This window comes from Pseudomonas sp. ASL7, from assembly GCF_056680375.1.
The window spans coordinates 680,730-700,727 of record NZ_CM155279.1 but is presented as its reverse complement, the minus strand read 5'-3'; the positions used below and the strand labels follow the sequence as shown (position 1 = coordinate 700,727).

Genomic DNA, 19,998 nt, shown 5'->3' with positions numbered 1-19,998 from the left:
TCGTAAAGTCAGACAATGCGGTGTGTCAGACTCACCGAGCGCTCAGGGTTTACGACTGCTGCGCAGCCGAACGCAGGCTTCGCCAGCTGCTACAGATCGCGTTACAGCCGGGATTAATCGCGGCGTGCCGCATCCGCCAGCGAACTCGCCGAACGCAGCACAGAACCCAGCTCCACCTTGCTTTTCACGCCCAACTGCAAATAGCAGTTGCGCAAGTAGGTGCGCACTGTCGCCGGACTCAACACAAGGATTTTGGCGATCTCTTTGTAGGAATGACCGGCGGCGAACAGCATCGCTGCCGTGCGCTCCCGTGGTGCCAGCACCGCCCCGCGCGATTGCGCTTCGAGCGACAGGATGACGTGATCGGCGTTAGGACTCAGCGTCAATGCGCAGCGACCCAGGCGGATGACGCAGGGCGCCTTTGGCAGTTGCGCGATCACCTCGACCGGAAGCATTGAACCGCTCCACCCCGGCAACTCGCGCTGAATGGCCACACACAACTTCGCCCCTACGTACAGCAAACTGCCGTCCATGCGCGCGACCCCGAAGTCCGTCGCGCCGTTGCCCATGTCGATCCGGATCATGTCCTGCACCTGAAACCGCCACAACTGCAACAAGTGGTCGCAGAACGCCGAAAACAAATCGGCTTCGCTGTCGCTGAACGCTTGTGCCTGGGCCCCACGGTAAAGACAGACGAAGAACATCAAGCCACTTTCGGGCAATTCGAAGGTGATGCACATCACATGGTAAAGGTCGTGACGCCGTGCAAAGTCGTTGACCTCCTCGCAGGGGTCGGTGAACTCACTGTCACGCACGACTGCCCCGAGTTGACTCAAGGTCTGATGAGAAAATCTATCGCTGACCGCGACCTTGTGCCATTCGGCGGCAAACGACTCGGGCAGATTGATCCGCCCGTGCATCCAGCTTTTGGGGGGAGTATTGGCGCCAGACGCGGACATCTCGCCCCACCAGGCCGAAGCGAACGGCACCAGTTGGCGGAATGCCTGCAAACCATCGGCGATGAATTGGGAAGCGCCGCGATCTCGAGCCAGCCGCCCCAAATGCAGCACACAAAGATTGAACGCCTTCAGCGTCGCCATCGACGTCTTGACGTCGACTTCATCCCCCTCCTCCATCGCGCTGATCCTGTTTGCTACATGGCGTATTATTTCGACGATGCCATAGGCGCAGCGATCGCGTCCAGTGCGCTGCTCGCGCAAAGCGTTCACTCCCTCAAAGCGCCGCCGAGCGTGACCAGGCATGCCCTCCCTCCAGCGTTGCTCCGGTATTGCTCCGGAGGCCCGCCATCATCGGCCATCCATGGCCGGGGGCGGCAGATCTGAAGCCGAAGCAACGGCAACGGCAACGGCAAGATCAACAGCTTCGCGAGCAGGCTCACTCCCACAATGGATCGGCGCACCGCAATTGTTTTTCACCCCCCACAATGGCGCGGCGTACCGCTTTTGATCCTCACCACTTATCAGGCCGAGCGTTAGCTCGCCTTCAGCTTTTGATCTTGACGCACCGCCCCCTCGAGAAGCCGAGTGGAGGTTCTGCGCAGTGGGCAACCCGGCATGGATGCCGGGTTAGCCGCCCCCGGCCATGGATGGCCGATGGCGGCGGGCCCACGGAGCAGGACCGGAGCGAGGGCATGCCGAGCCATAGCGAGGCACCGAACGAAAGGGGCAAGAGCCCTTGGTTACTTGGGGCTTTTCCAAGTGACTCGCCGTAAGGGCGAAACCATTAGCAGCCATCACCAAAAAAAAGGATATACACCCAATCAAAGCCCATTACCCCCCCGCCGCCCATAAGTGAACAGCGCCACAGATAAATCCGCAGTATTCTCTGGCCGCCCAGCTAAGATTGACGAACGGTGAACCTTATTCCCGGATTTCAGGTCGATACCTACAACCCGACCCCGGTTTGCCGCCGCCCTCGATCATCAGGGTGATAACTGGCTTGCTTCACTTTCTGGAGAATGCCGCCGTGATTTCCACCCTACACATCGCCAGGCTCAAAGCATGGGGCGCCCATGGTTTCACCGCCACTGGCGTGGTCACCGCCTTCCTCGCGACCCTCGCCCTATTGGAAAACCAACCCACCACCTGCCTGCTGTGGCTGGGCATCGCCTTGATCGTCGATGGGCTGGACGGCGCGCTGGCACGCAAAGTCAATGTGCAGTCGGTGCTACCGAGTTTCGACGGCTCGATCCTCGACCTGGTCATCGATTACCTGACGTATGTGTTTATCCCGGCGCTATTCATCTATCGCTACGTTCCGTTGCCGGATTACACGCTGCTGCTGACCGTCTCGCTGATTCTGATTTCGTCGCTGTTTTGTTTCTGCAACGTCAACATGAAAAGCAAGGACAACTACTTCCAGGGTTTCCCCGCCGCGTGGAACGTGGTCGCGCTGTGCCTGTACATCATTGCACCGTCGCCATGGGTCACCTTGCTCACTGTCATCGGCCTGGCGCTCCTGACCGTAACGCAGATGAAATTCCTTCACCCGTTTCGCGTGCGCAAGTTCATGCCGATCAACATCGCCGTCACGGCCATCTGGCTGTTGTGCAGTTTATCGCTGGTGATCAACCATCCCGTCATCAACCCGATGGTGATGGGGCTTTGGCTGCTGATGTCAGCGTACTTTCTGGGAATCTGCATCTGGCGTACGGCGATGGAGTGGCTCGAAAAGTCCCGGGGCTGATGTCAGCCATGCTGATGGGGCGGTTGTTATTGACCGCCCGCGTTCACCGCTCGTACCCGCCATACGTCACCTTAGTGCCAAAAAACGCCCCTTGCAGCAACAAGGCGCAAGCCAGGACGTCGGTCACCATGCAGCCCAGGATCAACACCGCAGAGGTTTGCGCCAGGCTGGCGACTATCAACTTCACCGTCATCGCACACCAGACGAGGGTCGTGCGCACCCCATGACGGGCGGCCAGCCGCACATCGTTGCTGCCGGTTTCGGACAGGTGGATGTATTCCATCAGGCCCGTCATCAGGGCAAGCACGCCGGTCAGGACGCCGGCAAGACTGGCGCCCAAGGCAAGTCCCCACCAGGGGCCCGCAGCGGACCATAGTGCCAGCCCGTCGAACAGTGGCACGCTAAGCCAGAACACCAGCGGAAAGTGCACCAGCATAGGGTGCAGCGGCAGGCCTAAAAAATGCCGGGGCCAACGCATGGTGCCACCCTCTTTCATTGCATGCCTCTTGGCAGGCTAGTCGAGCCCGACCCGGACAGCAAAGGCATCGCGCAACTGCCAGATTCAGGCACGCGTCTACACTGGTATGACGTATGAGCGGCAGAACCGCGATGGACTCGCATCCAGCCACCTCTGAAGCGTTCACCGGCCAGTGTATGCAGAACAAATCGCCCCCCCTGACGTTCGACTACCGCGAGTTGTTCGAGCGTGCACCTGTTGGCTACGTGCTACTCGACGCTTCGGGGCGCATTTGCAAGATCAACAGCACCGGTGCGGCAATGTTGGGGTGGAAGCCGGCGTGGCTCACCGGTGAATTACTGGCCCGCTGGGTGGTCGGCGCCGACAAACAACTGTTTCAGGCCCACCTGAGCAAACTCGGTAGCGCGGGCGGCTGTATAAACCAGAAGTTACGGGTCAAGAACCGGCAGGGGCGGATTGCCACGCTGTGGCTGAAAAGTGACCGCGAGCCCAATATCTACGGACATATCGAGCACTTTCGAAGCGTCATGATCGACGTCTCTGGCGAACAGGCGTCGGCACTTAAACTGCGCAGCCTGCAATCGCAACTGACCCGGCTCGCGCGCCAGAACACGGCTGGCGAACTGGTCTCCAGCCTGGCCCACGAACTGAACCAACCTCTGGGGACGGTCGTACTCTGCTGTGAAGCGGCGTCGCGGCTGTTAAGCGCGGGAGCGACGCAGAGCCCGGACTTTGTCAAAGCCGTGACACAGGCCCAGGACGCGGCGAGGTTTGCCAGCGAGATAGTTCGTCACTTGCGCGGCTTTTTGCAGAACGATAGCGACGAGATGTTCCGCGATTGCGAATTTTCCACCCTGCTCCAGGACGTGACGATGCTGATAGAAGTCGCCGCCCGAGACAGCGATATCGAACTGCAACTGGACATCGAACAGGGCCTGCCTTGCGTGCGGGTCGACGCCGTACAGATCGGCCAGGTACTGGTGAATCTGGCACATAACAGTATCGAAGCCATGCGCGAAATGAGCGGCTTGAACCATCGCTTGTGTATCAAGGCGCGGCAGCTGCCTGCGGGGCCCGTTCAGGTCAGCGTCATCGACACCGGCCCGGGCCTGGACCGTCAGCAGGTTGACAGCATCTTCAAGCCCTTCTACACCACAAAAAACAAAGGCATGGGCCTGGGCTTGTCGATCAGCCGCACGATTATCGAGGCACACGGCGGAAAGCTCTGGGCCGAACCCACTCGCATTACCGGCGCAATGGTGCATTTCACCCTGCCCGCCGTCCAGGGTGATGACCATGACGACTGAGCAAGTCATCCACGTGGTCGATGATGACCCGCCGTTCCTCACCGCCCTCGAACTGACACTGGGAACCACTGGCCTGGAAGTTCGAACGTACAGCAGCGCCGAAGCCTTCCTCGACGTCTTCGACTCACAACAGCCTGGCTGCCTGATCACCGACCTGCGAATGCCCGGCACGGACGGACTGGCCCTGCAAAAAAAATTGAAAGAATTACACGTGCGCCTGCCGATCATTTTCATCAGCGGTCATGGCAATGCCCGCACGGCGGTGACGGCGCTCAAAGGCGGCGCCGTGGATTTCCTGGAAAAACCCTTCAGCGAAAAGGACCTGCTGGCGAGTGTCCAGCTGGCGCTGGACAAGGACACAGACGACCGTCGCCTGACGCAAGAAAGAAACCTGGTGTTGCAACGGTTCATTCACCTCTCACCCCGTGAGCAACAGGTTTTTGCGCTGGTGGTGTCGGATTTGCCCAACAAGAAAATCGCCCGGCAACTGATGATCAGCCCGCGCACCGTCGAACATCACCGCGAACACCTGATGCTCAAAATGCAAGCGCACTCGACCGCCGAACTGATCACCATGGCGGTGTTGTGCGGTATCCACGAACTGCATTTGTGAACGACGTTGCGTCGCTCAGGCATGCAGAGGGTCATGCTGCATGATCTCCACGCGATCCAGGGAGACCTCCATGAAAACCATAGTCAACACCGTGCAAGATGACGAGAGCGGCCGGCTGAAAGGCAAGATTTCAGCCCTCTACACCCTGCTGATCGTCTTTAACATTGCTGCATGGGTCTGGGCGTTCATCGCCTTGCGTGACTATCCGCTGCTCATAGGCACCAGCCTGCTTGCCTACACCCTGGGGCTTCGACATGCAGTCGATGCCGACCACATCGCAGCGATCGACAACGTGACCCGCAAACTGATGCAGGTCGGCAAACGGCCGGTCACCGTCGGCCTGATGTTCTCCCTCGGCCATTCCACGATTGTCGTGCTCGCATCGATCGGCATTGCCGTGACCGCGATGGCAATGCAGGGACAAATGGCCGGCTTCAAAGCGCTCGGCGCGATGATCGGCACGCTGGCGTCGACGTTTTTCCTGTTTGCCATTGCGCTGATGAACCTGGTGATCCTGCATTCGGTCATTCGCGCTTTTCGCCGGGTTTGCCAGGGCGAGCCCTATGTCGAGGAAAACTTCGATCTGTTGCTGGCCAACCGCGGCTTCTTCGCACGGATTTTTCGGCCGGTGTTTCGCCTGATCACCAAGAGCTGGCACATGTACCCGCTCGGTTTGCTGTTCGGCCTCGGTTTTGACACCGCGACAGAAATCGGGTTGCTGGGAATTTCCGCCACCGGTGCGGCCCAGGGCATGCCGATCTGGACGATTCTGGTGTTCCCGGTACTGTTCACCGCCGGCATGACCCTGATCGACACCACCGACAGCATCCTGATGCTGGGCGCCTACGGCTGGGCGTTCGTCAAACCGGTGCGCAAGCTGTATTACAACATCACTATCACCGCGGTCTCAGTGCTGATCGCACTGCTGGTCGGCAGCATCGAAGGTCTGGGCCTGCTGGCCGAAAAGCTTGAATTGAGCGGCGGCTTCTGGGACGTGGTGGGCAACCTCAATAATCATTTTGGGATGGTGGGTTACTTCATCATCGGCATTTTCATGCTCAGTTGGGTGGTTTCGACCGCCATCTACAAATGGCAAGGCTACGAGCACCTTGAGATCCGAAGCTGATACCCATCAAACAGCGCACTAGGTAGAACCCCCTAGGTAGTCGCACGCTTGGTCACTGTCCTGCGATCGGGTTACAACACCAAAATGTGTAATCCGGTCTGATGGCCGCCCCTGCTTTGCGTCCTCTGACCGACCCTGTAATGCACGGGTGCAGGCGATCAGGAGGCCAACCATGGCTGAGTCAGACAGCGTCCCCTATGGACGCAAGACGCAACGCAAACCCGATCTCAAAGAAGTCCACATCATCTGGATCAACGATGGCATGAGCTGTGACGGCGATTCGATCTCGATCACCGCCGCCACCCTGCCCAGCATTGAAGAGGTAGTGCTGGGCGCGATTCCGGGCCTGCCCAAAGTCCACCTGCACAACCCCGACCTCTGTTACGAGGTTGGCGAGGAGTTGATGCAGTACTGGCACCAGGCAGCACGCGGCGAGATTGATTTCGTGTTGGTGATGGAGGGCTCCATTCCCAACGAAAACCTCAGCGGTGAAGGTTACTGGGCCTACATGGGCAATGACCCGCAAACCGGCGAACCGATCACTATCCCCGAATGGCTTGACCGCTTGTCACCCAAGGCACTGGCGGTGGTGGCCTGCGGCACCTGCGCGACGTACGGCGGCATCCACGCGATGCAAGGCAACGTCACCGGCTGCATGGGTGTCAACGACTACCTGGGCTGGAACTGGAAATCCAAGGCCGGCCTGCCGGTGGTGAATGTGCCGGGTTGCCCGGTGCAACCGGACAATTTCATGGAAACCTTGCTGTACCTGCTACGCCAACTGGCCGGCGTCGCGCCGATGATTCCGCTGGACGATGCCGGTCGCCCGACCTGGCTGTTCGGCAAAACCGTACACGAAGGGTGCGACCGCGCCGGGTACTACGAACAAGCCAACTTTGCCAAGGAATATGGGCAGCCGCAGTGCATCGTCAAGCTCGGCTGCTGGGGTCCGGTGGTGCAGTGCAACGTGCCCAAGCGCGGCTGGATGGACGGCCTCGGCGGTTGCCCGAATGTCGGCGGCATCTGCATCGGCTGCACCATGCCGGGCTTCCCCGACAAGTTCATGCCGTTCATGGATGAGCCTCCCGGTGCGGTGTTCTCCTCGAACCTGGTCCGCCCTTACGGCAAGTTGGTCAAGTGGCTGCGCGGGTTCACCAACGACACCCTCAACAAAGAACCGAAATGGCGGCATAAGGGCACAAAGCTGACCACCAATCCACCGCCCGAAATTCGTCGTTAGTTCCTTGGGCCAACCGTACCGAGCCAGGAGGAATTCCCCATGGCGATCACCGAAAATGACGTTGTCACGCAGCCCACGGACGCGACCGCGAAAAAGCCCGCCACGCTGGTTTCGATGAATTGGGACCCGATTACCCGGATCGTCGGCAGCTTGGGCATCTACACCAAGATCGACTTCGAGAACCGCGAAGTCGCCGAGTGCTACAGCACCTCTTCGATCTTCCGCGGCTATTCGGTATTTATGAAAGGCAAGGACCCGCGCGACGCCCACTTCATCACCAGTCGTATTTGCGGCATTTGCGGCGACAACCACTGCGTGTGCTCGGTCTATGCCCAGAACATGGCCTACGGCATCCGCCCGCCAGCCATTGCCGAGTGGATCATCAACCTCGGCGAAGCGGCCGAATACATGTTCGACCACAACATCTTCCAGGACAATCTGCTGATGGTCGACTTCTGCGCCAGGATGGTCCAGGAGACCAACCCCGGCGTCTGGGAACAGGCACAACAAACGCCTGCGCCAAACGCCGACAAACACGGCTACAAGACCATCGCCGACATCATGACCGCGCTTAACCCGTTCGAAGGCGAGTTCTATCGCGAGACGCTGATGGTCTCGCGCTACACCCGGGAAATGATCTGCCTGATGGAAGGTCGTCACGTTCACCCTTCGACCATTTATCCCGGCGGCGTCGGTACGGTGCCGACCGTGCAACTGTTCACCGACTACCTGACCCGGCTGATGAGGTACTGCGAGTTCATGAAGCGTTGCCTGCCGCTGCATGACGACATCTTCGACTTCTTCTATGAAGCCCTGCCCGGATACGAGGAAGTCGGCCGGCGGCGCATCCTGCTCGGCTGCTGGGGTTCGTTCAATAACCCGGTGCATTGCGATTACCAGTACCAGCACATGACCGAATGGGGACGGGCGATGTTCGTCACCCCTGGCGTGGTGGTGGACGGCGAACTGGTCACCACGGACCTGGTGGAGATCAATTTGCAGATGCGCATCCTGCTCGGCAGTTCGTATTACGAAAGCTGGGAAAAACGCGCAAAACTAGTGGAGAAAGACCCACTGGGCAATGTGGTGGACATCAATCACCCGTGGAACCAGACCACCGTGCCGCGTCCACAGAAACGCGATTTCGACGACAAGTATTCCTGGGTCATGTCCCCACGCTGGCTGGACAAACGCACCGGCGAACACTTGGCGCTGGACACCGGCGGTGGCGCACTGGCGCGCCTGTGGGCCACCGCGCTGGCCGGGTTGGTCGACATCGGCTACATCAAGGCCACCGGCCAAAGCATCAAAATGTACCTGCCACCGACCGCGCTCAAACCGGAAGTCGAGTTCGAATGGCATGTACCGAAATGGAGCAACGCCATCGAGCGTGACCGCGCCCGGACCTACTTCCAGGTCTACGCCGCGTGCTGCGCCCTGCACTTCGTCGAGAAGGCGCTGAGTGAATTGCAGGCCGGCCACACCAAAACCTGGACCGAGTTCAAGGTGCCGGAAAACGCCATCGGCTGCGGTTTCCATGAAGCGGTGCGCGGGGTGCTGTCCCATCACCTGGTGATCCGCAACGGCAAGATCGCCAACTACCATCCGTACCCGCCAACCCCATGGAACGCCAGTCCCCGGGATACCTTCGGCACCCCTGGCCCTTACGAGGACGCGGTGCAGAACACGCCGATCTTCGAGGAAAACGGCCCCGATAAATTCAAGGGCATCGACATCATGCGCGCCGTGCGCAGCTTCGATCCGTGCCTGCCTTGTGGCGTGCACATGTACCTGGGCAACGGCAAAACCCTCAAAGTCATCCACGCGCCCGGCAATGGCGGCCTCGGCCAGTCGACGGAAGCGGATGACGCGGAGTCGACACCGTGAGCGGCGCCCGGCAACAGGAACTCGACGAGCAAGTCGCGCGCCTGCAAGAACTGCTAGCCGCGCTGGACGGGCTTGAAGACCCGACCGCCAGAAGCGCGGCGCAGGAACTGGTGCGGGTGGTGATCCGCCTGCACAGCCTGGGGCTGGCGGACCTGTTGGACATCATCCGCGAAACCGGCACGCAACCGGCAGACACGCTGTTGCCGCGGTTTACCGCCAACCCACGGGTGCGCGGGCTGTTGCTGCTGCACGACCTGCATCCCGAGGACCTACCGACCCGAGCACGCAAAGCGATTGATCGGTTGCGCCCGCACCTCGGGGTCAAAGGTGTGCTCATCGAACTGATCGGCGTGGAGGCCAACGAAGTGCGGATCAGCGTCAGCGCCAGCGATCCTGACGGCGTCATGCCCACGGCCGCAGCACTGCGTCAGGAGATCGAGGACGTGCTGATGGAAATGGTCCCCGATGCCGAAGAATTGCTGATCGAGGGGCTGGACACGTTGACCGCCCACGCCGGTTTTGTGCCGCTGGTCTGGGTGACCCAGCCGGTGGTAGCCAACGAGTAACGACTACAGTGAGGACCGAACATGACCGAGGCCATCGTTGCGAAAATGGATGACTGGGTGGCCTCGCTCAAGGGCTTTCTGGGCATCGAGCGTAAACCGGTGGAGCACTGCGAGTTGTGCTATGCCGAGATTGGCCATGAGCATGAACACCTGATCGAGCCCGATACCCGACGCCTGCTCTGCGCCTGTCAGGCCTGCGCCCTGTTGTTCGACAGCCCCGAAGCCCGACGCTACCGGCGTGTGCCTCGTCATGTGACGCGGCTGCACGCCTTCGTACTCAGCGATGCTCAATGGGACGGCTTGCTGATCCCGATCAACCTGGCATTTTTCGTTCACAGCTCGCCTCAGCATCGCGTGTTGGCGCTGTATCCCGGCCCCGCCGGTGCTACCGAGTCGAAACTGGCGCTGCACACCTGGGATGAACTGGCCGCCGCCAACCCTGTGCTGCTCGAGCTGCAACCGGACGTCGAAGCCCTGCTGGTCAACCGAATGGACCACGCTCGCGAGTACTACCGCATCCCCGTAGACCGTTGCTATGAACTGGTCGGGTTGATTCGCACCCATTGGCACGGACTCTCGGGTGGACAGGATGCGCAAGCCGCGCAGTTGCGCTTCTTCGAACAATTGCGTGCCGAAACAGGAAGCAACGTCGATGCCTGACCTCAGCCTTTCGGTCAACGGCGCCATGCCGGACCCATACGCCGTCGCCCCGACCCTGCATCTGGCACTGGAACTGCGCCAGCGCGGACGCCCCGTGCCGATCCAGAGCATCTCGCTGCAATGCCAGATTCGCATCGAGACCGCCAAACGTTATTACGCGCCGGCAGAACAGTCGCGCCTGAGTGATTTGTTCGGTGAGCCTTCACGCTGGAGTCAAACCTTGCGTAGCCTGCTCTGGACCCACGCAACCGTGGTGGTGCCGGCGTTTACCGGCGAACGCACCGAAGTGAATCTGCCGGTCCCTTGCAGCTTCGACTTCAACCTCGCGGCCACCAAATACTTTCACGGCCTCGATCAGGGCGTGGTGCCTCTGCTGCTGTTGTATTCCGGCAGTGTGTTCTATCGCGACGAGGAAGGCGCGCTGGCCATGGCCCTGATTTCCTGGAACGAAGAAACTCATTACGCGCTGCCGGTCCAGGTGTGGAAGGACATGATGGAACTCTACTACCCCAACCAACACTGGCTGAGCGTCAACGCGCAAGTGTTCGAAGCGTTGTACGAGTACAAACGCCGCTGTGGGCATCCCGGTTTTGATGAAGCGCTCGCCAGCCTGCTGGCCGAGGCGAAGAGGCTGGCGTGATGAACCTGCAAACGGTGCAACCGGTGGTCGAAGCGGTGCTCTACGAGGGTTACATCCTGTACCCCTACCGTTCCACTTCAGCGAAAAATCGCCAGCGCTGGACCTTCGGCGGGATCTATCCGAAGGTCTGGTTCGAGGCCACCGAAGGCGGCGAACCCTGGCAGATGCAGACCCAGTGCCTGGTCCAGGGCAGCGCTGACACACGACTCGAAGTGCGTGTACGGTTCCTGCAGCCACTGGCCCGTGAGATCGGCGAGTTGCACGTGCCATTGAGCGAATGGCCGCAAGCGCCGCAAGACTTGCCGTTCAGCCCGGTACCGTCGCTGACCTTGGGCCATCGGCAGTTTCATTGTTGGCAGGAAGCCGTGGAGCGCGACCTGCCGGTGGTCGATTGTCGACTGGGCGACCTTCTGGGGACCGGGCGCAACGTGCCATTCGCCTTCGAAGGTCGACGCGAACTTGAACCACTCAGCGACGACGGACTGATTCGCGGCGTGCTGCTGCGCAATCAATCGGCGATCCAGGGCCACATCGACCTGCAACTGCAACCCGTCAGCGCAGACGTCTGGCGACTGACCGTGCGCATCGAAAACCACACACCCATGGACCCGGCCAGCGTCACCGACCGCGAACAGGCAAGCCTCTACAGTTTCGCCTCCACCCACACCCTGCTCGGCGTCGAGCGCGGTGCTTTCGTCAGCCTGATGGACCCGCCCGAGGCACTCAAGGACGCGGCCGCCGGTTGCGACAACCAAGGCACTTACCCGGTAATGGTGGGCGAGCCCGGTGCGCGGAATCTGCTGCTGTCATCACCGATCATTCTGTACGACTACCCGGAAATAGCCGCGCAAAGTCCCGGTGAATTTTTCGACTCCACTGAAATCGACGAAATCCTCAGTCTGCGTATCCTCGCCATGACCGACGGCGAAAAACGCGAGATGGCCGAGCTCGACCCACGCTCGGCGGCTTTGCTCGCTCGCACCGAAGCACTCGATGGCGACAGCTTCATGCGCCTGCATGGAGTCATGCGCGATCCGGTGCAAAGCGGCCCGCGCCTGGTGTACGACCACAACGACGGTACCGCGCTGCGGGTGGGCGATCGCGTGCGACTGCAACCCCGAGCAGGCGGCGATGCCATGGACCTGATGCTGGCCGGCAAAACCGCAGTGATTGAAGCCATCGAACGTGATTTCGAAGACCGCGTGCATGTCGCCGTGACCCTAGATGACGACCCGGGTCGCGAGTGGGGTTTGCAACGGATGCCGGGGCATCGGTTCTTTTTTTCACCCGAAGAGATCCAGTCGCTGGAGGGCGTGCAGTGATGAAAATTCTCGTCGCCGGCATCGGCAATATCTTCATGGGCGACGACGGCTTTGGTTGCGAAGTCGCCTCGCGGCTGGTCCAGCGGCAAGTGCCGGACGGGGTCGACGTGGCGGATTTCGGCATCCGTGGCCTGGACCTCGGTTATGCGCTGATGGAGGGCTACGAGGTCGTCATCCTGATCGACACCGTGGATCGTGGCGAGGCACCGGGCACGATTTATTTGATTGAACCGCAGATCGGTGACGCAACCACACCAGGTCGCAGCGAACAACTGATGTCACCCCACGGCATGGACCCGGCCAGCGTCCTGCGCTTCATCGCCGCGCTGGATCAACATCATCCGCGGGTCCTGATGGTGTGCTGTCAGCCGGCCTCTCTGGGTGGCGAGCAGGGATACATGGGTTTGAGCGACGCGGTGACCCGCGCGGTCGACAAAGCGGTCGTCGAAGTGCTCGGCCTGCTGAACGAACTAACGGCTGACGAAACAAGGAGCCTGACCGCTCCGGGAGGATAGAAATGAGTGGCTGGACGATTTTCTGGGTTCTGATTCTGGCGCTGATTGTCGCGCTGGTGGTGGTGAATTTCCACGACATCAAACGCTATCTGAAAATTCGCAACATGTGATCTCCAACGCAGGCATCCGCCTGGGAGACGGTAATGCGCACATCCAAACGGCTTGATCAGATTGTGCAAAACACCCGGGGCACGTCTCTGGGTGGCGAAGCGATCCGTGTCCGCGGACTGGTCCAAGGCGTCGGTTTCAGACCCACGGTGTGGCGGCTGGCGCGCGATTGCGCGCTGGTGGGCGACGTGTGCAACGATGCCGAAGGGGTGCTGATCCGCATCTGGGGTGAGCGCGCTGCACGGGAGCGGTTCCTACAGCGTTTGCGCGATGAAGCACCGCCGCTGGCACGGATCGATTCACTGGAATCAACGGCACTGCGCGGTGGATCACCGGTAACCGATTTTCGCATCGTCAAAAGCGCCGGCGGCCAGGTGCATACCGGCATTGTCGCCGACGCTGCGACCTGCGCAGCGTGCCTGAGCGAAGTGTTTGATCCCGCCAATCGCCGTTACCGCTACGCCTTCACCAACTGCACCCATTGCGGCCCGCGCATGTCGATTGTCCGCGCCATTCCCTATGATCGCGGCAACACCAGCATGGGCGCGTTTGCCCAATGCCCCGAATGCCTGCGCGAATATGAGAATCCAGCGGACCGACGTTTTCATGCTCAACCCAATGCCTGCCCGGTCTGCGGGCCGAAGCTCTGGCTTGAAGTGGCAAACGGTTCGGCAGTCGATTGCCGCGGTGATCCGATCGAGGCCACTCAACGCTTGCTCAAGGCCGGGCATATCGTCGCCATCAAAGGCATCGGCGGCGTGCACCTGGCCTGCGACGCGTCGAATGCCGACGCGGTGCAGCAGCTGCGCCAACGCAAGCGCCGTGAGCACAAACCCTTCGCGTTGATGGCTCGGGATGAGTCGATGATCCGCCGTTACTGCAACCTGACCCTGGCCGACACCTCAATGCTGCATAGCCCGGCGGCACCGATTGTGCTGCTCGATATCCAGGGGCCGCAGCAACTGGCCGAAAGCGTCGCTCCCCGGCAGCGTTGCTACGGCTTCATGCTGCCCTATTCCCCCCTGCACCATTTACTGATGGCGGGCCTGGACGCACCGATCGTGCTCACCAGCGGCAACCGCAGCGACGAACCCCAGTGCATCGACAACGATGAGGCCCGTAAACAGCTGGCGGGTATCGCTGACGCACTGTTGCTGAATGATCGGGACATCGTCAATCGGCTGGACGACTCGGTGGTCCGGCAAGTGGCCGACGCCCCTTCCCTGCTGCGCCGCGCCCGTGGTTATGCGCCGACACCGCTACGCCTGCCCACCGGGTTTCTAAATGCTCCGGCGATTCTGGCCCTGGGGGGCGAGCTGAAAAACAGCTTCTGCCTGATCAAGGACGGTCAGGCGATCCTGTCCCAGCATTTGGGCAATCTGGCCCATCCCGGCACGAATGCGGCGTACGGCCAAACCCTGACGCTGTACAGACAGTTGTTTGACCATCATCCGGAGGTGCTGGTCATCGACCGCCATCCCGACTATCTGCCGAGCCGTTTCGGCCGGGACTGGGCTGGCGCTGCAAGCCTGGACCTGATCGAGGTGCAGCATCATCACGCGCACATCGCCGCGTGCATGGCCGACAACGGCATAGCGCTGAACGCGCCGCCGGTGCTAGGCGTTGCCCTGGACGGTACCGGTTACGGCGCTGACGGCAGCCTGTGGGGCGGTGAGTTCCTGCTCGCCGATTATCGCGGCTATCGACGCCTGGCCAGCCTGTCGACCGTTGCCATGCCCGGTGGCGAGGCCGCCATCGAGCAACCCTGGCGCATGACCTATGCCCACCTGCGACGGCTGGCGGCATGGCACACAATGACCGACGAGTTCGGCGATCTGTCGTACTTCCGGACGCTGGCGAACAAACCACTGGCAACCTTGAACGGCATGCTCGAATCCGGCTTCAACAGCCCCAGAACCAGCTCCTGCGGACGGCTGTTCGATGCCGTCTCGGCGCTGATCGGCGTGTGCCAGACCGTCAGCTACGAAGGTCAGGCGGCCATCGAACTGGAAGCCATCGTCGATCGCACAGCCCTCGACCAAGGCTACCCGTTCGCAATCGTGTTGGCGGGCGGTCTGCCGCGTCTGGAACCACAGCCAATGTGGCGAGCCCTGCTGGAAGACTTGCGCGCCAGTGTACCGCCCGGCGTGATCGCGGCGCGCTTCCATATCGGCCTGGCGCACGCCGTGGCACAGATGATCGAGCACCTGCACCAGCAACATGGCGATCTGTGGCACAGCCGTATTGCCCTCTCGGGCGGCGTGTTCCAGAACGCGATACTCGCCACCGAACTGATCCGATGCCTGGAAGCCGAGGGCCTGCAAGTGCTGCGCCACGGCCAAGTGCCCGCGAACGACGGCGGCTTAAGCCTGGGTCAAGCGGTTGTCGCCGCAGCGCAATCGCTCCACCCACAAGAGGAGCGACCACCATGTGTGTAGGCATCCCCGGGCAAATCGTCGAGATCGTTGACGCGGCGACCGATACGGCCACGGTGGAAATCGGCGGCATCCACCGCGCGATCAACATCTCGTGTGTGGTCGGTGACGGTCGTACCCATGCCGATTGCGTCGGTGAATGGGTGTTGGTCCACGTCGGTTTTGCCATGAGCCGGATCGACGAACACGAGGCGTTGAAGACCCTCGAACTGCTGCAGGCGCTCGGTGAAATGACCGAGGAAATGCAATGGATGCAGGACTCACGATAGCGAGGCACGGCCATGTCTGAAGGTGATAGTCCACTGCGTGGGTTGTACCCGTTCTTGCACGGTGACAAGCAAGAGAGTGGCGCCGTCGATAAGGCGCTATTGGAATCCGTTCGACAAAAAGCCGCCCACAGTGTCGAGGTCAAGCAGCGCTTCTTTGCCGAGAACACCGAAGCCATCGTCGCGATGGCGCGAGCCATTGCACAGGTGTACCGGCGAGGCGGACGCATGTTGTCGATGGGCAACGGCGGTTCCTCCTGCGACGCCGCGCATTTCGCGGTGGAGTTCCTGCACCCCATCACTGCGGGCCGCCCAGCCTTGACGGCGACGAACCTGGCGGCAGACCAGGCGATGATGACCGCCGTCGGCAACGATGTCGGCTTCGATCATATCTTCCTCCGTCAGGTCATTGCCCTGGGTCGACCCGGGGATGGACTGGTGGGTTTTTCCACCAGTGGCAACTCCGGCAATTTGCTCAAGGCCTTTGCCAAGGCGCATGAAATGGGCCTGACCACGATGGGTCTGGCCGGCAGCGACGGTGGCGCAATGGCCCGCTCGGCGGACGTCGATCATTGCCTGGTGGTGCCCACGGACAGCATCCACCGGATCCAGGAAGTGCACGTCGCCACCTATCACATCCTTTGGGACCTGGTGCACACCCTGCTCGCCGACGACCGCGGTGGCCTGGAGACGCTAGCATGAAATTCGTCGACGAATTCCGTGATCCAGTCAAAGCCAGGGTGCTGGTGAAGCAGATCGAGAAGCTGGTGCAGCGAATTCCGCTGTGCCGGCAACGGCCGTTGCAGCTCATGGAAGTCTGCGGCGGGCACACCCACTCGATCTTCAAATATGGTATCGAGCAGATGCTGCCCGACGCCATCGAACTGGTGCACGGCCCTGGCTGCCCGGTGTGCGTGTTGCCCATGGGCCGGGTGGATGACTGCGTAGCCCTGGCGCAGCACCCGAACATCATTTTCGCCACCTTCGGCGATGCCATGCGTGTCCCCGGTTCGCGCAAAAGCCTGCTGCAAGCCAAGGCCGAAGGGGCTGACGTGCGGTTGGTCTACTCGCCAATGGACGCACTGAAAATCGCGCGCGACAACCCGACGCGAGAGGTGGTGTTCTTCGCCCTCGGTTTCGAAACCACCATGCCGTCCACGGCCCTGACCATCCTGCGCGCCGAAGCCTGGGACCTCGGCAATTTCTCGGTGTTCTGCAACCACATCACCATCATCCCGACGATCAAGGCGATTCTCGATTCGCCGGAACTGACCCTCGACGGTTTCCTCGGCCCCGGCCACGTGAGCATGGTGATCGGCAGCGAGCCCTATGAATTCATCGCCCGCCACTACAGGAAACCGGTGGTGATTTCCGGTTTCGAACCGCTGGATATCCTCCAGTCACTGTGGATGGTGGTCAAACAACTGGCCGAGGGCCGATGCGAGGTGGAAAACCAGTACCAGCGCGTGGTCCCCGAGGCCGGCAACAATGCCGCCCTGGCGGCGGTGCAGAAGGTCTTTCAGTTGCGTGAGTTCTTCGAATGGCGTGGCCTGGGGTCGATCGATCATTCAGGGGTCAAGTTACGCGACGCCTATGCACGCTTCGACGCCGAATGCAAATACCCGATACCGAACCTGAAGATCGCCGACCCTAAATCCTGCCAATGCGGCGAAGTGCTCAAGGGTGTAATCAAGCCGTGGCAATGCAAAGTATTCGGCACCGCCTGCACCCCGGAAATGCCGCTGGGCTCGTTAATGGTTTCCAGCGAAGGTGCCTGCGCTGCGGTGTACAACTATGGGCGCATCGACCTGGTGGATATCCTGAAAAAACGCGAAGCTGCCGACGCACAACGGGAGCATCAGACATGACCGTCCCCGGCCCTGCCAGTCTCGTCGATGAACCGATAACGCGTATCCGTCAGCGCAGCGGCAAGGTGCGCGGCGACACCATCACTCTGGCTCACGGCAGCGGTGGCAAAGCCATGCGCGACCTGATCGACGATGTGTTCGTCGGCACCTTCAACAATCCGTCGCTGGCACCGCTGGAAGACCAGGCTCGCTTCACCTTGAGTGAGCTCGTCGGGCACGGAGATCGACTGGCGTTTACCACGGATTCGTATGTGGTTGATCCGCTGTTCTTTGCTGGCGGCAACATTGGCGACCTGGCGGTCAACGGCACGGTCAACGACCTCGCCGTGTCGGGCGCACGTCCGCTGTATCTATCCTGTGCGGTGATCCTCGAAGAAGGCTTTGCGGTGGCCGACTTGCGGCGCATCGTCGACTCCATGCAACAGGCCGCCAGGGTGGCCGGGGTGCAGATCGTCACCGGCGACACCAAGGTGGTCGAGCGCGGCGCCGTGGACAAACTGTTCATCAACACCAGCGGCATCGGAGTGATTCCGGCGGGCGTCAACATCGCGGCCACCCGTGCCCGGCCCGGCGACAAGGTGCTGGTCAACGGCTACATCGGCGACCATGGCGTGGCGATCCTCGCCGCCCGCGATGACCTGGCGCTGGACGTGCCGATCCAGAGCGACTGCCAACCGCTGCATGGTTTGATCGCGACGCTGCTCGAGGCTTGCCCTGATGTGCATTGCCTGCGCGACGCGACCCGTGGCGGGATCGCCACGGTACTGAACGAGTTCGCCCAGGCCGCCAACGTCTGCGTCAATCTCGACGAGCCGACCATTCCGGTACGCGAAGCGGTCAAGGGCGTGTCGGAAATTCTCGGTCTCGATCCGCTGTATTTTGCCAACGAAGGCAAGCTGGTGGCGGTGATCCCGGCCGAATATGCCGAGCTGGCACTGGCGGCAATGCGCGCGCATCCGGCGGGTGCCGACGCAGCCATCATCGGTGAAATCAGTGAGAGCCCGGTGGGTTGCGTGATCATGCACACCGCGTTCGGTGGCGAACGCATCGTCGACATGCTGATCGGCGAACAACTGCCGAGGATCTGCTGATGCACGAGTTGTCCGTCACCCAGAGCATCGTCGAAGCCTGTGCCGAACACGCCGGCGCTGCGCGGGTTTTACGCGTCACGCTGGAGGTTGGCACGTTGTCCTGCGTGATGCCGGACGCCTTGCGCTTTTGCTACGACGTGGTCACTGAAGGCACTTCACTGCAGGGGTCGAGCCTGGAGATTATTCGGGTTCCAGGCTTAAGCCGCTGCCGTGACTGTGGCGCCGAGGTGCGCATGGACGACATGCTGTCCATGTGTCGTTGCGGCTCGGTCAACCTGGAGCGCCCGCATGGGGGTGACCAGTTACGGATCAAGTCGATGGAAATTGAGGAGGCCGCCTGATGTGTACTACCTGTGGTTGCTCCAACGGTGCCAGGGCTCGGATCACCGACCTGACGACCAGCACTTTGAAACGGGTTGGCGAACACGAGCCACGCGGCGACTTTGTGCGCCTGCATGCCCACGTTCATGAACCTGAACCGGTCCAGAGGCATGCTCATGTGCACGGCACCACCGTCCAACTGGAGCAGGACATTCTGGCGAAGAACAATCGGCAGGCCGAGCAGAATCGTGAATGGCTCAAGGCTCATGACATTCTGGCGCTGAACCTGATGAGTTCCCCTGGCGCCGGGAAAACCACGTTGCTGGAACGCACCTTGCGTGACCTCTCCAGTAGCCTGGCGATCAGCGTGGTCGAAGGCGATCAGGAAACCCTGTTCGACGCCGAACGCATCCGCGCCACCGGCTGCCCGGCGGTGCAGATCAACACTGGCACCGGTTGCCACCTGGAAGCCGAAATGCTGGCCGGTGCGTTGCAGCAACTGGCACCCGCGCCCAACTCGTTGGTCATTGTGGAAAACGTCGGTAACCTGGTCTGCCCTGCCCTGTTCGACCTCGGCGAGCGTGCCAAAGTGGTCATCCTCTCGGTCACCGAAGGCGCCGACAAGCCCCTCAAATACCCGCACATGTTCAAGGCCTCGAGCTTGATGATCATCAGCAAGACCGACTTGTTGCCCTACGTGGACTTCGACGTGAGCGCCTGCATTGCCTTCGCACGCCGGATAAATCCTGATATAGAAGTGCTGCAGCTGTCCGCCACCCAGGGTGAGGGATTGGCTGACTGGTACACCTGGTTACGCGGACAGTTTTCAAGTGAGCGTTGAGGGGAATA

Annotated in this window: 21 protein-coding genes; 19 read left to right on the top strand and 2 right to left on the bottom strand. The window is 61.1% G+C overall.

Annotated features, from left to right (window positions below):
• Nucleotides 1-113: 113 nt before the first annotated feature.
• Entirely contained in the window at nucleotides 114-1,136 is a 1,023-nt protein-coding gene (locus AC1MDT_RS03220; protein WP_480420664.1) for a helix-turn-helix transcriptional regulator, read from the bottom strand.
• A gap of 850 nt (nucleotides 1,137-1,986) precedes the next feature.
• On the opposite strand from AC1MDT_RS03220, the gene pcsA reads away from it, so the two are divergent.
• Entirely contained in the window at nucleotides 1,987-2,706 is a 720-nt protein-coding gene (gene pcsA, locus AC1MDT_RS03215) for a phosphatidylcholine synthase (RefSeq protein WP_480420663.1), read from the top strand.
• Between the two features lie 43 nt (nucleotides 2,707-2,749).
• Here the strand turns inward: pcsA and AC1MDT_RS03210 are convergent, their stop codons facing one another.
• Entirely contained in the window at nucleotides 2,750-3,202 is a 453-nt protein-coding gene (locus AC1MDT_RS03210) for a DUF2231 domain-containing protein (RefSeq protein ID WP_480420662.1), read from the bottom strand.
• Nucleotides 3,203-3,297: 95 nt separating this feature from the next.
• Here AC1MDT_RS03210 and AC1MDT_RS03205 point away from each other — a divergent pair, with 95 nt between their 5' ends.
• The 18 genes from AC1MDT_RS03205 (at nucleotide 3,298) to hypB (ending at nucleotide 19,990) form a co-directional block, all read left to right on the top strand.
• Nucleotides 3,298-4,491, top strand: coding sequence for a PAS domain-containing sensor histidine kinase (locus AC1MDT_RS03205; protein ID WP_480420661.1), 1,194 nt, complete (start codon nucleotides 3,298-3,300; stop codon nucleotides 4,489-4,491).
• Complete coding sequence (locus AC1MDT_RS03200; RefSeq protein ID WP_480420660.1) at nucleotides 4,481-5,104, top strand: response regulator transcription factor; 624 nt, start codon at nucleotides 4,481-4,483, stop codon at nucleotides 5,102-5,104. The genes AC1MDT_RS03205 and AC1MDT_RS03200 overlap by 11 nt, the downstream gene beginning before the upstream one ends.
• Nucleotides 5,105-5,174: 70 nt before the next feature.
• Complete coding sequence (locus tag AC1MDT_RS03195; RefSeq protein ID WP_480420659.1) at nucleotides 5,175-6,230, top strand: HoxN/HupN/NixA family nickel/cobalt transporter; 1,056 nt, start codon at nucleotides 5,175-5,177, stop codon at nucleotides 6,228-6,230.
• A 172-nt stretch (nucleotides 6,231-6,402) separates the two neighbouring features.
• Nucleotides 6,403-7,470 (top strand): NADH-quinone oxidoreductase subunit B family protein, encoded by a 1,068-nt coding sequence (locus AC1MDT_RS03190; RefSeq protein WP_480420658.1) that lies wholly within the window; start codon nucleotides 6,403-6,405, stop codon nucleotides 7,468-7,470.
• A 39-nt stretch (nucleotides 7,471-7,509) separates the two neighbouring features.
• Nucleotides 7,510-9,357 carry a nickel-dependent hydrogenase large subunit gene (locus AC1MDT_RS03185; protein WP_480420657.1) on the top strand — a complete coding sequence of 616 codons (1,848 nt, stop codon included), beginning with the start codon at nucleotides 7,510-7,512 and terminating at the stop codon, nucleotides 9,355-9,357.
• Entirely contained in the window at nucleotides 9,354-9,923 is a 570-nt protein-coding gene (locus AC1MDT_RS03180) for a hypothetical protein (protein WP_480420656.1), read from the top strand. The genes AC1MDT_RS03185 and AC1MDT_RS03180 overlap by 4 nt, the downstream gene beginning before the upstream one ends.
• A gap of 21 nt (nucleotides 9,924-9,944) precedes the next feature.
• Nucleotides 9,945-10,583, top strand: a complete 639-nt coding sequence (locus AC1MDT_RS03175; RefSeq protein WP_480420655.1) for a DUF5947 family protein — start codon at nucleotides 9,945-9,947, stop codon at nucleotides 10,581-10,583.
• Nucleotides 10,576-11,223 carry a DUF6084 family protein gene (locus AC1MDT_RS03170; RefSeq protein WP_480420654.1) on the top strand — a complete coding sequence of 216 codons (648 nt, stop codon included), beginning with the start codon at nucleotides 10,576-10,578 and terminating at the stop codon, nucleotides 11,221-11,223. Before AC1MDT_RS03175 ends, AC1MDT_RS03170 begins: the two co-directional genes overlap by 8 nt.
• Nucleotides 11,223-12,545 (top strand): hypothetical protein, encoded by a 1,323-nt coding sequence (locus AC1MDT_RS03165; protein WP_480420653.1) that lies wholly within the window; start codon nucleotides 11,223-11,225, stop codon nucleotides 12,543-12,545. The genes AC1MDT_RS03170 and AC1MDT_RS03165 overlap by 1 nt, the downstream gene beginning before the upstream one ends.
• On the top strand, nucleotides 12,545-13,060 hold the full coding sequence (locus tag AC1MDT_RS03160; RefSeq protein ID WP_480420652.1) for a hydrogenase maturation protease: 516 nt from the start codon (nucleotides 12,545-12,547) through the stop codon (nucleotides 13,058-13,060). Before AC1MDT_RS03165 ends, AC1MDT_RS03160 begins: the two co-directional genes overlap by 1 nt.
• Before the next feature lie 2 nt (nucleotides 13,061-13,062).
• Nucleotides 13,063-13,170 carry a DUF6893 family small protein gene (locus tag AC1MDT_RS03155; RefSeq protein WP_480420651.1) on the top strand — a complete coding sequence of 36 codons (108 nt, stop codon included), beginning with the start codon at nucleotides 13,063-13,065 and terminating at the stop codon, nucleotides 13,168-13,170.
• 33 nt (nucleotides 13,171-13,203) lie between these two features.
• Complete coding sequence (gene hypF, locus AC1MDT_RS03150) at nucleotides 13,204-15,606, top strand: carbamoyltransferase HypF (RefSeq protein WP_480420650.1); 2,403 nt, start codon at nucleotides 13,204-13,206, stop codon at nucleotides 15,604-15,606.
• Entirely contained in the window at nucleotides 15,597-15,872 is a 276-nt protein-coding gene (locus tag AC1MDT_RS03145; RefSeq protein WP_414910216.1) for a HypC/HybG/HupF family hydrogenase formation chaperone, read from the top strand. The genes hypF and AC1MDT_RS03145 overlap by 10 nt, the downstream gene beginning before the upstream one ends.
• 12 nt (nucleotides 15,873-15,884) lie before the next feature.
• Complete coding sequence (locus tag AC1MDT_RS03140; RefSeq protein ID WP_480420649.1) at nucleotides 15,885-16,571, top strand: D-sedoheptulose-7-phosphate isomerase; 687 nt, start codon at nucleotides 15,885-15,887, stop codon at nucleotides 16,569-16,571.
• Nucleotides 16,568-17,737, top strand: coding sequence for a hydrogenase formation protein HypD (gene hypD, locus AC1MDT_RS03135; protein WP_480420648.1), 1,170 nt, complete (start codon nucleotides 16,568-16,570; stop codon nucleotides 17,735-17,737). The genes AC1MDT_RS03140 and hypD overlap by 4 nt, the downstream gene beginning before the upstream one ends.
• Entirely contained in the window at nucleotides 17,734-18,828 is a 1,095-nt protein-coding gene (gene hypE, locus AC1MDT_RS03130; RefSeq protein WP_480420647.1) for a hydrogenase expression/formation protein HypE, read from the top strand. Before hypD ends, hypE begins: the two co-directional genes overlap by 4 nt.
• Nucleotides 18,828-19,169 (top strand): hydrogenase maturation nickel metallochaperone HypA, encoded by a 342-nt coding sequence (gene hypA, locus AC1MDT_RS03125; RefSeq protein ID WP_480420645.1) that lies wholly within the window; start codon nucleotides 18,828-18,830, stop codon nucleotides 19,167-19,169. Before hypE ends, hypA begins: the two co-directional genes overlap by 1 nt.
• Entirely contained in the window at nucleotides 19,169-19,990 is an 822-nt protein-coding gene (gene hypB / locus AC1MDT_RS03120) for a hydrogenase nickel incorporation protein HypB (protein ID WP_480420644.1), read from the top strand. The genes hypA and hypB overlap by 1 nt, the downstream gene beginning before the upstream one ends.
• Nucleotides 19,991-19,998 lie beyond the last annotated feature (8 nt).